The organism is Streptomyces sp. NPDC029956 (assembly GCF_055574655.1).
On record NZ_JBVHZJ010000041.1, the window covers coordinates 61,650 to 74,656 of the forward strand.

A 13,007-nucleotide genomic window follows, 5' to 3' on the forward strand; every position below is an offset into this window, starting at 1 on the left:
TCCCCCTGTGTCCCCCCCCCCCCCTCCCCTTCCCCCCCCCCCCTCCCCCCCCCTCCCCCCCCCCCCCCCCCCCCCGTCCCCGCCCCGGGGCCACATGGTAACGGCCTGGCGTTCCCGAATCGGAGCCCCGTGCCACTCCAGGCCCCGCCCGTGATCAGTCCGGTACGCGAGGCAGCCTGGCGGCAGACGTGAGGACCACGTCGTCCGCCCTGACGAACATGATGCGGTGGCCGTACTGCACCTGGTGGTACCTGAGCGCGCCACGGACCACGGTGTGGCCTGCGAGCTCGAAGGTCTTGGAGTGGTAGTACTCACCGTTCACCGTCTGGCCGACGCTGTAGAGCTGTCCCGGTCGAAGCTCGTACTGCAGCGGCACGAGGGGCTGGACGGGGATGTCGTCGGGATACGCCTCGGGCTCCGGGTAGGCGCGCCCGTAGAGCGGCGCGCTGTCGAGTCCGGGGCGCAGCCGCGCCACCAGCCCCTTGGCGGGCAACGTCTTCGCGCGTCGGGGGTCGTCCTTGAACCAGCCCTTCTGCCCGAGGTACCACAGGGCTGTCCAGTCGCCGCGGCGCTCGGCGACCACGTACTTCTGCCCCGTGCTCACACGGGCGGCGTGGTTGTAGACGGACCAGGTGCCGGGAGAGGGACGGATGCCGGTGTCGGTGACCAGGGGGGCGTCGTCCCGGGGTTCCGTGCGCAGTGTGAGGGAGGCCGATCCGTGTACGGGGCAGAGGTCGGCCGGCGTCGCTCCGCAGTAGTACGGCTCGGTGTTCGTGCCGTAGTCCGGGTGGATGGTCACCAGGGGCGAGCCGGCCCTGCCCCGCGCCTTGAACGGCTTGCCCAGAAGGTCGAAGTAGTGGTCCCAGTCCCAGTAGGGTCCGGGGTCCTGGTGCATGCCGGCGACGTTCGCGGGCACGGTGCCCGGTACGTTGTCATGCCCGATGACGTGCGCCCGGTCCAGGGGGACGCGGTACTTCTCGGCCAGGTGGCGGACGAGGCGGGCCGACGTCCGGTACATCGCCTCGGTGTACCACTGGCCTCCCTGGGCCAGGAAGCCCTCGTGCTCCAGCCCGACGGCCTTGGAGTTGACGTACCAGTTGCCGGCGTGCCACCCGACGTCCTTGGCGCGCAGGTGGTTGGCGATGTGGCCGTCCGCGGAGCGGAGGCTGTAGTGCCAGGACACGTAGGTGGGGTCCTGGACCAGCTTGAGGGTGGTGTCCCAGGTGGCTTCGGTGTCGTGGATGACGATGTAGTCGATGGCCTGGTTGTACGGACGGTCGGAGAGGTCGTGGTTGCCGAAGTCGCCCGGTTCCTCCGACAGCTTCCGGTAGGGGGCGGGCGTCCATTCACAGCCCAGGTCGCGAGGGCATTCGGCCCCCGGGACCGTGGCTCTCAGTTCCAGCCTCTCCAGCTGCCGGGTCACCGGCCGGACGGACGCGGGCGGTAGGGTGACGACGGTTCCGTCGTCGACCTGTCGGGACTCACCCGTGTTGATCAGCGAGAAGACGTCGTCGGCGAATCGGCGTGCCGCAGCGGCCTCGGTGGCGCCCGAGTAGGCGGCGACCGCCGCGTACCACTGCGCCGGGTCGGGGCTCAGGGGCAGGCCCGCGGCTCGCTGGTGGGCCGCGAGGAGCGCGGCTCCGCCCTCGATGTTGGCCCCGGGGTCGTTCCTGAGGCGGTCGGCGGGCAGTCCCGTGAGCGCGGCGGCCCGTCCCAGGGTCTCCAGGGCGGCGGGGAACCGGTCGGGGCCGTCGGGTGCCTCACCGGGCGTGAGGGGCGGCCGGGAGTCGTCGCCACGCGGGTCCTCGTCACCGTCCGAGTGATGGGGTGCCTCGGCAAGCGCCGCCCGGGCGTCGGTCAGGTGCATGGGGCCGAACCCCGCATCGACGCTGGGCGCGCCGTGGTGATCGTCCCAGCGGCTCTGCAGGTAGGACACCGCGAGCAGAACCGCCTCGGGTACCCGATGCCGCTCGCCGGCCGTGCGGAAGAGGTCCGCGCGGGACAATGCCCCGGTCGCGGCGGTGTGCTTCATGTCGACGGGTGACTGCGCCTGGGCGGGAGCCGTGGTGAGCGCTCCGGCCAGCAGGACCGTCACGGCTGCCGCCGCGCCGGCCGCCCGTCGGCGCGGGGTACGTCCTCTTGTCACGCGTTCCTCCTTCATGCCGTGCTTTCGACGGGGAAATGACAGGCTGTCGGGTGATCGGCCTCTTCGCGCGTGCGCAGTTCGGGTTCCACCAGGCACTGTTCACGGGCGTAGGCGCAGCGGGTGCGGAAGCGGCACCCGGACGGCGGTGAGGCCGGGGAGGGCAGGTCGCCTTCCAGGAGGTGCTCGTCGTCGGCCGCGCGCCGGCTCGGGTCCGGTACGGGGGCCGCGGCGAGGAGCGCCCGGGTGTAGGGGTGGCGGGGAGTCGTGTAGATCTCCTCGCGGGTGCCGGTCTCCACGATCTTCCCCAGGTACATCACCGCGATCCGGTCACAGAGGTGCTGTACCACCGCGAGGTCGTGCGAGATGAAGACGCAGGCGAGGTGGAGGTCGCGGCGGAGGTCCTGCAGCAGGTTGAGGACCTGGGCCTGGACGGAGACGTCGAGGGCGGACACCGGCTCGTCGCATAGGAGCAGCTCGGGCCCCAGCGCCAGTGCGCGTGCGATTCCGAGACGCTGGCGCTGTCCGCCGGAGAACTGGTGCGGGTAGCGGTCTCGGTGAGTGGGGTCCAGGCCGACCGTTTCGAGGAGTTCGGCCACGCGTCGACCGCGGTCGGCCCTGGCCAACGCCTCGGGGTGGATGGCGAACGGTTCTCCGACGATCTGGCCGGCCGTCATCCGCGGGTTGAGCGAGGTGTACGGGTCCTGCAGGACCATCTGGACGCGTCGGCGGAGAGTGTGCAGTTCTTTGACGGAAAGGGAGAACGGATCCTGCCCGTCGATCGTGACCGTGCCCGAGGTGGGCCGGTCCAGGGCCATCAGGAGCGAGGCCAGGGTCGACTTGCCGCACCCGGATTCGCCGACGATGCCGAGTGTTTCGGCGCGCCGGACGGTCAGGTCGACGCCGTCGACCGCTCTGACCGCCCCTGTGCGGCGTTTCAGCAGCACCCCTTCAGTGACCGGGAAGTGGCGGGTGAGCGCCTTGGCCTGGAGGAGGGGTGGAGCGGCCTCAGCCGATGGGGACACGGTGAACCTCCTCGGCGAAGTGGCAGGCGCTGCGATGTCCTGCGGGCGAAAGGGCCCGGAAGGGAGGTGCTTCGTTGCTGCAGCGCGGCTCGGCACGAGGGCAGCGGGGGTGGAAGGCGCATCCGGTGGGGACGGAGGACGGCAGGGGTGGAGCACCGGTGATGGGGACGAGCGGCTTGCCGATGCGGTCCAGGCGGGGTACCGAATCGAGCAGGCCCCGGGTGTAGGGGTGGCCGGGGCGGGTGTAGAGCTCTTCCGCTTTCGCGGACTCCACCGTGCGGCCGGCGTACATCACGGTGATCCGGTCGGCGGCCTCGGCGACCACGCCTAGATCATGGGTGATCAGCAACAGGCCCATACGGGATTCGTTCTGGAGTTGTTCGAGCAGTCGCATGATCTGTGCCTGGACGGTGACGTCGAGGGCCGTGGTGGGTTCGTCGGCGATGACGACTTCCGGGTCCAGGGCGAGCGCCATCGCGATCATGACGCGTTGGCGCATCCCGCCGGAGAACTGGTGCGGGTAGTCGTGGACCCTGCGGGAGGCGGCCGGGATGCGGACGCGGTCCATGAGGGCGATGGCGCGGGCGAGTGCGGCCTTGCGTCCTGTTCCTCGATGCACCCTGTACATCTCGGCCAGTTGGTCGCCCACTGACAGCACGGGGTTGAGCGCCGTGAGCGCGTCCTGGAAGATCATGGAGACACGCGCACCCCGCACCGCCTGGTGGTGCTCCGGCGGCATCGAGAGCAGGTCCTCGCCACGGAGCCGGACGGCACCGCGGGTGATGTGCGCCGACGGGGTGTCGAGCAGTCCCATGACGGCCTGTGCCGCGACTGACTTGCCCGATCCGGACTCACCGAGCAGTGCCAGGGTCTCGCCTTCACGGAGGGTGTACGACAGTCCGTTCACCGCCCGGATGGTGCCGCGTCTCGTACGGAACTCGACGCAGAGGTCCTCGACCTCCAGGAGCGGATGTGCGGCAGTGGACATGTGCGCTCATTTCAGCCGGGGGTCGAAGGCGTCGCGCACGGCGTCACCGAGCAGGATGAAGCTCAGGACGGTCGCGGACAGGAACAGGGCGGGGAAGAGCAGCAGGTGGGGATGGTCGAGGACGAAGGCCTGGGCCGCGTTCAGCTGGAGTCCCCAGGAGACCTGGGGGTACTGGAGGCCGACTCCGAGGAAGTCGAGTGTCGCCTCGCCCGAGATGACCGCTCCGACGTTCAGCATGGCGACCACGATGACGGGGGTGATCGCGTTGGGGAGGATGTGGCGCAGCATGAGGCGTACGGGGCGGGCGCCCAGCATGCGGGCGGCTCGCACGTAGTCGGCGTCGGCCAGTGCGATGACCTGGGAGCGCATGATGCGCGTCATGGTCGTCCAGCCCAGCGCCGTCAGGACGAGGATCATGGCACCGAGGCCGTGATCGGGGAAGGCGACCAGGATGACGGTGGCTCCGAGCACGAAGGGCAGGCCGAAGAAGATGTCGGTCACCCGGGAGACGACAGCGTCGAGCCAGCCGCCGTGGAAACCGCACAGGAGTCCGAGGACGACGGCTATCAGAAGGGAGGCCGCCGTGACGGAGAGACCGGCGACCAGTGAGGGGCGGGTGCCGCGGATGACCTGGGCCAGGTAGTCACAGCCTTGCAGGTCGAATCCGAAGGGGTGGCCGGCCGAGGGGCCCAGCTTGGAGTCGGCGAGGTCGCAGCGGTCTCCTCCCTCGGTGAGCAGCGAGGTGAGGACGCCGGGCGCCAGAGCCATCGCCGTCATGAGGAGGAGGGTGATCAGGGCGGCCCACACCGTGGGACGCAGCCGCAGTTCGAGCCATGCGTCCCTGCTGAGGGAAGCCCGCTCCGACGGCAGCGGGCGTGTCGCGTCGGACGCCGCGGTGTCCTTCACCGCGTCGCTTGTGACCTCCGGGGTCCTGGCGGTGTCAGTCATGGCGGATCCTCGGGTCGAGCAGCCCGTAGAGCAGGTCCACAAGCAGGTTGGCGAGCAGGAAGACGAGGACGAGGGCGGTTGTGGTGCCCACGACCACGGGGCCTTCACGGAGCTGGATGGACTGGAAGAGCTGCTGGCCGACGCCCGGCAGGTTGAAGATGTACTCGGTGACGATCGCGCCGGCCATGAGACCGCCCAGCTCCAGCCCGAGGAAGGTGACCACGGGGATGAGCGAGTTGCGCAGAGTGTGTTTGACCACGACACGACGTCGGCTCAGTCCTTTGGAACGGGCGGTGCGCACGTAGTCGGCCCGCAGGTTCTCGATGAGAGAACTGCGCGTGAGTCTGGCGACATAGGCGAGGCCGAACGAGGCCAGGACGAGGCCGGGCAGGAGGTAGGCCAGCGGCCACCCTCCGTCGGCACCTGCCACCGGCAGCCAGCCGAGCTGCACGCCGAAGACGAGCTGGGCCAGGTATCCGACGACGAAGACCGGTGTCGAGATGATCAGAGTGGTGCCGAAGAGCACCGCGCTGTCGTCCCACCTGCCTTTTCGCAGACCCGCCCAGACGCCGAGGGCCATACCGAGGACCAGCTCCAGGACCCAGGCGGTGAGGCCGAGTTGCAGTGTGACGGCCCATCGGTCGGCGAGCAGGTCCGACACGTCGCGGCCGGTGAAGGTGGTGCCGAGGTCGCCGGTGAGCAGACCTGTGAGGTAGTGCGTGTACTGCGCCCACAGGGGGTCGTCGAGGTGGTGGCGGGCGCGCAGCTCGGCGAGGACCGCCGGCGGGACGGGTTTGTCACCGGCAAGCCCCTGGATGGGGTCGCCGGGCAGGACGAAGACGAGCGTGTAGATGAGGAAGGTGGTGCCGAGGAGTACGGGCAGGGCATGCAGCAGGCGACGGGCGACGAATCTCCACACGGCGGGCGGCCCCCAGGGGATAGGTCTGCGTGGAGCACCGGAAGAAGCGCTCCGCAGAGGGTCGGCTACGGTGTCACTCGTCGACGGTGACGCGGTCCAGGTGCAGGCCGGCGGCGTAGGAGTCGATGACGACGTTTCCGATCCTGTCGCTCCACGCCGACTGGTCCTGCCAGTTCCACAGCGGGATGTACGGCAGTTCACGCAGGGCGATGTCCTCCGCCCGCTGGTACGCCGCGACGGCCTCCGCGCCCTGAGCGGCGTTGCCCTGGGCCACCAGGGCGTCGAACTCCTTGTCGCTCCAGCCCGATCGGTTGCCGGGGTAGTAGAGCCCGTCGAGGTAGTTCTGGATGCTGGGGTAGTCGATGACCCAGTTCTGCCGGAAGGGTCCCTTGTTCCTTCCGTCGTTGAGCAGTGAGGACAGGTCGGCGGGGGCCATCTTGCGGAACTTCACGTCCTCGATGCCGAGGTTGTCCTTGAGCTGGTTGGCGACCGAGGTCATCCACTGTTCGTAGGTGGGGTCCGCGTTGGAGAAGTAGAGCTCCAGCGGGCCGTCGAAGCCGCCGGCCGCTTCGAGCAGCTGCTTGGCGGCTGCCGGGTCGTACGCACAGGTCCGACCGCAGGCGTCGGGACGGTGTCCCGGGACCATGTCGCCGACGAGCGAGGTGGCGGGCGTGTAGACGCCGTTGTAGATGGCCCGGGTGATGCCCTCGCGGTCGATGGCCATGGAGAGGGCCTTGCGGATCCGGGGATCGGCGAAACGCGGATCCTTCACGGGCAGTCCGAGGTAGTCCATGGTCCCGCTGGGACGGATGGAGAAGCGCTCGCCGAAGAGGCGCTTGGCCTGCGTGGAGTTGGCGGCGGGGACGGTCGTCAGGATGTCGACGTTGCCCGCCTGCAGTTCGGTGAAGGCGGTCTCACGGCTGGTGTAGATCTTGAAGTCGATGCGGTCGGCCATGGGTTTGCGGGTACCGCGGTAGGCGGAGAACTTCTTCAGCTTGATCTTCTGGTTGCGCTCCCACCGGCCGTCGAGCCGGTAGGGGCCGTTGCCGATCGGTGCGATGTCGAAGGCGTCCGGGTCGGCCGTGGCCGCTCGGGGAAGGGGGGCGAAGGCCGGGAACGACAACAGCATGGGGAACTGGCCGAAGGGCGCCTTCAAGGTGACCCGCAGGGTCGTATCGTCGAGCACCTTCAGGCCGGCCAGGGTCCGTGCGGACGGCGTGGCGCCCTCCTCTGCCGGATTGAGCGCTTCGTATCCCTTGATCTGGGCGAAGTAGTAGTTGGCGTCCCAGCCGTTCGGCCCGTAGGCGGCGGCGTTCCAGGCGTCCGCGAATCTGGCGGCCGTGACCTTCTCTCCGTTGTGGAACGTGGTCCCGGATCTGAACTTGATCGTCCAGACGATGTTGTCGTCGCTGGCCCAGGAGACGGCGGCGAGCGGCCTCACGCTGCCGTCCTCCGGGTCGAGGGAGGCGGGCGGGTCGAAGATCCCCTGCAGGACCTGGAGGGAGTAGCTGCTGGTGGTCCTCCCCGGTAGGAGGTGGTCCGGCTCCGTCAGCGCCACCGAGTAGGCGCCGCCGGGCTTGCCTGACGAGTTCTTCGGCTTCGTCGGCCCGGCCGGGCCGCAGGCGGTCACGGCCAGGGCGAGGGTGAGGGCGGCGGATGCCGCGAGGGCGGTGGAGCGAGTGGGCTTCATGGTGCGCTGCGCTCATTTCGGGAAGGCGGTCCGGAGTGCACGTGGAACGGCGTCCGGGAGGAAGGTTCTTGGAGTGAGGTCGGGGCGACACGGTAGGTACCCGGTCGGCGAGGAGACGATCGACAGGATGTCCAGGGCCCGCGCGGTGCGGTGGACATCGGGTCGTTGCTCCCACGGGTCCACGAAGACGAGCATGGGCTGTGGCGCATCGGCCGACACCTGGGCTCCGCCGCTGTCGCTGGTGCCCGGTCGGCGACAGCGGTCACACGGACCGCGCGGTTCGGGAGGGGCGGCAGCTCGTCGGTGTGACCACGTCGCCCGTGAAACAGAAGATACATAACGCCGCTCAGAGCAGCCAGCCTTATGTACGTTACCTGTACGGCGATGACGTGGCTCCTGTGGTGCACGTCATACGGGGTCTCTCGACGACACTCCTACGCCGGACGCAACGCAACCGTGTACCACGCACACCCGTTGTCACATCGCCCGCGGAGGCAGCCATGTCACCGGAACACACCGCTGGTTCCTCGTCCCTCCCCGCTCTCGACCGCCGCACGTTACTCGCCGCCTTCGCGGCGGCCGGTTGTGCCACTGCGCTCACACCGGCGGCGGCCCGCGCCGCCGTGCCTCCTGCCGATCCCGTCACGCGCCGGATGCGCGGAATGTGGATCGCGTCCGTGGTCAACATCGACTGGCCCACTCGCACGGGCCTGGACGCCGCCGCACAGCGTGCGGAGTTCGTACGGCTGGCGGACGACGCCCTCGCGTGGGGATTCAACGCCTTGTTCGTCCAGATCCGGCCGACGGCCGACGCCTTCTGGCCCTCGGTCTTCGAGCCCTGGTCCCAGTGGCTCACCGGGACGCAGGGACAGGACCCCGGGTACGACCCGCTGGAGTTCATGGTCGAGACGGCGCACAGGCGAGGCCTCGCGTTTCACGCCTGGTTCAACCCGTACCGGGTCTCGATGCAGGCCGACCCGTCCGCGCTGGCTCCCGGCCATCCGGCTCGCACCCATCCGGAGTGGACCGTGTCCTACGGCGGCAAGCTCTACTACGACCCCGGCGTGCCGGCGGCGCGTCGCTTCTGCCAGGAGGCCATGCTCGACGCCGTCAGACGGTACGACATCGACGGCGTCCACTTCGACGACTACTTCTACCCGTATCCGACAGCGGGTTCGGACTTCCCCGACGAAGAGACGTTCAGGACCTACGGAGCGGGCTACGCGGACAAGGCCGCCTGGCGTCGCCACAACGTGGACCTCATGGTCCGTGAGATGCGGGACGCCGTACGCGCCGTACGCCCGAACGCGCTCTTCGGCATCAGCCCCTTCGGAGTGTGGCGCAATGCCGCCACGGATCCGCGCGGCTCCCGGACCACTGCCTTCCAGTCGTACGACGGTCTGCACGCGGACACCCGAGGATGGGTCCGGCAGGGGTGGCTCGACTACATCGCGCCGCAGGTGTACTGGCACATCGGGCTGCCGGCGGCCGACTACGCCGTTCTCGCACCATGGTGGGCCGAGGTGGTCAGGGAAACGGACACGGAACTGTGGATCGGGCAGGCGGTCTACAAGTCGGGGACGGCGGGGCAGCCGGATCCATGGCAGGACGGCAAGGAGTTGACGCGCCACCTGACGCTCAACGCCACGCTTCCCGAGATGGGCGGCGACCTCTTCTTCAGCGCCAAGGACGTCCGCGCGGATCGCGTGGGCGACTTCGCCGCCATGCGGACCGCGCACTGGCGGCAGCCCGTCCTCGGCCCTCTGCCGGCCCGCCTGGACAAGGGCCCTCTCCCGCCCCGTCCCACCGTCGAGGTCCGGCGGGAGGTCCGCACCGGCACCGCGACCCTTCTCATCACCGCAGGGGCACCCGGCAGCAAGAACATCCCGTTCCGCTACGCGATCCACCGCTTCCCCGGCAAGCCCGGCCGCCGCCTCGAAGCGGGGAGCGCCTCCCTCGTCGCAGTGGTTCCCGGCGGGAAGGAGGCGGTCTACCACGACTCCGAAGCGCCGGCGGAATGCTGGTACGCGGTGTCTGCCGTAGACCGTCTCCAGCGCCCAGGCAGGATGTCCCGACCCGCAGACTGACACACGCGGTTCTCACGGACCGGTCCCCGCATCGGGAGCGGTCGGTGAGGCATGCCCTCGCCCCCGTCCCGTCAAGGTCACCTCGAAAGCGCACCGCAATCCGCGCTGCCCGTGGCACGGTTGCTCAGGTCTGTGCGGCGTTCCACGGCCCGGTCGGCTCCACTGGCGGGCCTGTCGGACACCGGCGCGGACGGTCGCCGGCTGGGTGCTGGACATACGGTCGACAGGCGGACCCACTTCATGGACCATGCGTCCCATGCCTCTCACCGTTCGCGATCTGTTGGCCATTCCTTCTCTTCGTTTGCGTCTGGTGTCGGGCAGTACGGGCCTCGGTCGGGTGGTGGAGGCAGCGCACGCGACCGAGAACACGCGTCCTGCCTCCTGGCTCGAAGGCGCCGAAGTGGTGATGACCAGCGGCCTGTTGCTGTCGGCCGACGAGACCGACTGTGCGGCATACGTGGGGGACCTCAGTGGCGGCAGGGCCGCCGCCCTCATCGTGGGAGTGGGTCCCGGCCTGCCCTTGCAGACGGTGCCGACCGCTCTGAGCCGCCATGCCGAGCAGGCCGGATTGCCGCTGCTCACCGCACCGCCGAACGTCTCCTTCGCCTCCATCACCAAAGCGGTCTTCGTAGCTCGCGCGTCCGAGGAGCGACGCCTGTTGGAGCGAACCCTTCGGACGCAGCGGCGTCTGTCCTCGGCAGCGGCCTCCAGCGACGGGTTGACGGGACTTCTCTCGTCCTGGTTCCAGGCGATGAACTCGGGCGTGGCCGTGTGCGATCCCTCAGGACGGCTCCTCGGTTCAGCCGGGGCCGAGGGGCAGGAGCTGCTGGCGAACGCGGCCCCGGTGATCGACACCGTCGCTCTGCACGGACTCCGGGGAAGCGGCGGTGCGGACCTGCCGTGCGGGAGACTCGTGGTGCAGCCCCTCGGCACGACGCGTCTGCGCGGTTTCCTCGTCCTGCTCGACGCGGACTCGCCGGAGGCCCGGTTGCTGATCAGTGTCCTCGTGTCCCTGCTCTCCGTCGAACTGGAACGCCGTCACCTGGCCGACGAGCCGCAGCGCCGCCGTCGAGCGGCCATTCTCGCCAGGCTGTTCCATACGGACATCACGGCGGACCAGGCACGGACCCTGCTGCGCACGGCCGATGTCCCCTCGTCGACAGTGCGGGCCGTGGCGGTACAGGCTGCCGGCGAGCCGGTCGAACTCGCGGCGGATCTCGCCCTGGCGGTGCCGGGAGGTCTCGCACGCGTGACCGGCGACACGGTCGAGATGGTCGTCTCGGAGGACCTGGACACGTCGGCCGTGCTCCGCCGGTTCGCACCGGGCCGTCCAGCGGGGATAGGCCCGGCCGTCGCTCCGCAGCACGCGGCCCTCTCCCTACGCCAGGCGATCTCTCTGCTCTCCTCCAGTGCCGAGCTGGGACGTCCTGTCAGCGCCTCGGAGGCAGGCTCGGTCAGGCTCCTGCTCAGCCTGGGCAGTCCCGCGACACTGGCGGCTTTCGCCGACACCGTACTGGCTCCGCTCGATGCCGCGGATCCGGGCGGGGAACTCACCGAGACGCTTCGCGTCTGGCTCGAGACGAACGGCTCCTGGGCAGAGACCTCCGCCTTGCTGGGCCTGCACCGGCACACCGTCCAGAACCGCATCGAGAAGGTGGCCAGGCTGACGGGAAGACAGCAGGACCGAGCGGAGGACCGGGTCGACCTCTGGCTGGCCCTGACGGCACGAGCGGTCGGTACGCCCCTCCCCCATCAGCAGAAATACAGGAACGGCGTCTCTCCACAGGGATAAACGGTCCAAGCCGCCCGTGGACGGATCGACATCCCGTCCATTTCCAGACAGTCGCGCCGGTTCCTACCGTACGTCTGCCGGTCAAGCCCCCGCTGACAGCGGCCGAGGCGTCAGCCTCCCCCCGTGGGAGGGCACCCTGCCGAGCTCACCGGGGCCGACAGTCGTACGAGCAGAGAGGACCGTTCGTGGTCTCGTCATCCGCCACTCCCTCCGTGCGAGAGTCCCGTTTCAGAGCCACGCGAGCGATGATCACCGCCCTCGTCGCCGCACTGATCCTCGGGCTGCTCGCCGCGGTCCCCGCGCATGCGGCCCTCCCGGCCTGGCACCTGCTGCAGAAGGGAGCAACCGGAGACAACGTCGCCAGCCTGCAGTTCCTCCTCCGCCAGCACGGGGGAAGCGTCACGGCCCATGCCGATTTCGATGCGCAGACACGAAGCGCCGTGATCTCGTTCCAGCAGAGCCAGGGTCTCGCAGCCGACGGGGTCGTCGGACCGGCCACCTGGGGCAAGCTCGTGATCGGCGTCGCTCCCGGCTCCACCCAGTCATACGCCGTTCGCGCGCTGCAGTTCCAGCTGCGCAAGCACGGGTACGACGTCACGACCGACGGCGTCTTCGGTGAGCAGACGAGCGCCGCCGTGGGGAGCTACAAATCCCAGCACCAGCTCACGGGTGGGACCACGGTGGGAGCCACGACCTGGCAGCACCTGATCGGATCACCGCCCGGATCCGGCCCTCAGGGCACCTACGCCTTCATCATTCCCCGTGAGGACGTCTTCGACGGTCGCGAGAGCCTCCTGTGGGCCCATCACGACTACCCCGCCGCCGACATCGCCGTCGAGACGGGGACGCCCGCCTATGCCATCACTTCCGGCATCGCACGCGTCAACGGCGGGCTCGGCGACTCCTGCGGCCTGGGCGTGGCGATCGACGGTGACGACGGCATTCGCTACCAGTACTGCCACCTCGACAGCCGCGCCGTGACCGACGGATCCCGGGTGACGGCGGGCCAGCTGGTCGCCCACACCGGTAACACGGGAAACTCCACGGGACCCCACCTCCACTTCGGCATCTTCCGGCAGGGCGATTCCGTCTGCCCCCAGCGGATGCTGCTCGCCCTCTACGACGGCCTCACCCCGCCGTCTCCGTGGGTCCTCCCGGATTCGGGCTGCACCTACTGACCGGAGGACGACCGACGGGAAGCCATCGCTCTGCGCACCCCCGACCCCAACGCGGGCCATGTGCCTGTCGGTCGGCTGCTTCCCGGCACCTGCCTCGTACGTTGTGCAGTGTCTTTCGCGAAGGGGAGCCGACGATGAAGGGGACACCGCCGCCCCGCAGAGCCCGCGCCGAGATCGACCTCGGTGCGCTGCGTGCGAACGTCCGCACGCTGCGCGCCCGCGTCGCCCCCCACGTCC

Annotated in this window: 8 protein-coding genes and 1 pseudogene; 3 read left to right on the forward strand and 6 right to left on the reverse strand. The window is 69.6% G+C overall.

What is annotated here, in order from left to right; genetic code table 11:
- Positions 1 to 154: 154 nt before the first annotated feature.
- The 6 genes from ACZ4XX_RS27940 to ACZ4XX_RS27965 all read right to left on the reverse strand — a co-directional run bounded on the left by ACZ4XX_RS27940 (position 155) and on the right by ACZ4XX_RS27965 (position 7,713).
- Complete coding sequence (locus tag ACZ4XX_RS27940; RefSeq protein WP_468510630.1) at positions 155 to 2,161, reverse strand: N-acetylmuramoyl-L-alanine amidase; 2,007 nt, start codon at positions 2,159 to 2,161, stop codon at positions 155 to 157.
- Positions 2,158 to 3,168 carry an ABC transporter ATP-binding protein gene (locus ACZ4XX_RS27945; RefSeq protein WP_468510631.1) on the reverse strand — a complete coding sequence of 337 codons (1,011 nt, stop codon included), beginning with the start codon at positions 3,166 to 3,168 and terminating at the stop codon, positions 2,158 to 2,160. Before ACZ4XX_RS27945 ends, ACZ4XX_RS27940 begins: the two co-directional genes overlap by 4 nt.
- Positions 3,152 to 4,156 carry an ABC transporter ATP-binding protein gene (locus ACZ4XX_RS27950; RefSeq protein WP_468510632.1) on the reverse strand — a complete coding sequence of 335 codons (1,005 nt, stop codon included), beginning with the start codon at positions 4,154 to 4,156 and terminating at the stop codon, positions 3,152 to 3,154. The genes ACZ4XX_RS27945 and ACZ4XX_RS27950 overlap by 17 nt, the downstream gene beginning before the upstream one ends.
- 6 nt (positions 4,157 to 4,162) lie before the next feature.
- A complete protein-coding gene (locus tag ACZ4XX_RS27955) occupies positions 4,163 to 5,104 on the reverse strand; it encodes an ABC transporter permease (RefSeq protein WP_468510633.1) in 942 nt (313 codons plus the stop codon).
- Complete coding sequence (locus ACZ4XX_RS27960; protein WP_468510634.1) at positions 5,097 to 6,023, reverse strand: ABC transporter permease; 927 nt, start codon at positions 6,021 to 6,023, stop codon at positions 5,097 to 5,099. Before ACZ4XX_RS27960 ends, ACZ4XX_RS27955 begins: the two co-directional genes overlap by 8 nt.
- 73 nt (positions 6,024 to 6,096) lie before the next feature.
- Entirely contained in the window at positions 6,097 to 7,713 is a 1,617-nt protein-coding gene (locus ACZ4XX_RS27965; RefSeq protein ID WP_468510635.1) for a peptide ABC transporter substrate-binding protein, read from the reverse strand.
- Between the two features lie 500 nt (positions 7,714 to 8,213).
- Between ACZ4XX_RS27965 and ACZ4XX_RS27970 the strand changes: the two are divergent.
- From ACZ4XX_RS27970 to ACZ4XX_RS27980, 3 genes and pseudogenes are all read left to right on the forward strand, one after another.
- A pseudogene (locus ACZ4XX_RS27970) lies at positions 8,214 to 9,455 on the forward strand (glycoside hydrolase family 10-like protein); the annotation flags it as partial.
- A 601-nt stretch (positions 9,456 to 10,056) separates the two neighbouring features.
- On the forward strand, positions 10,057 to 11,592 hold the full coding sequence (locus tag ACZ4XX_RS27975; RefSeq protein ID WP_468510636.1) for a PucR family transcriptional regulator: 1,536 nt from the start codon (positions 10,057 to 10,059) through the stop codon (positions 11,590 to 11,592).
- A 245-nt stretch (positions 11,593 to 11,837) separates the two neighbouring features.
- Positions 11,838 to 12,770 carry a peptidoglycan-binding protein gene (locus ACZ4XX_RS27980; protein ID WP_468510637.1) on the forward strand — a complete coding sequence of 311 codons (933 nt, stop codon included), beginning with the start codon at positions 11,838 to 11,840 and terminating at the stop codon, positions 12,768 to 12,770.
- Positions 12,771 to 13,007: the final 237 nt, after the last annotated feature.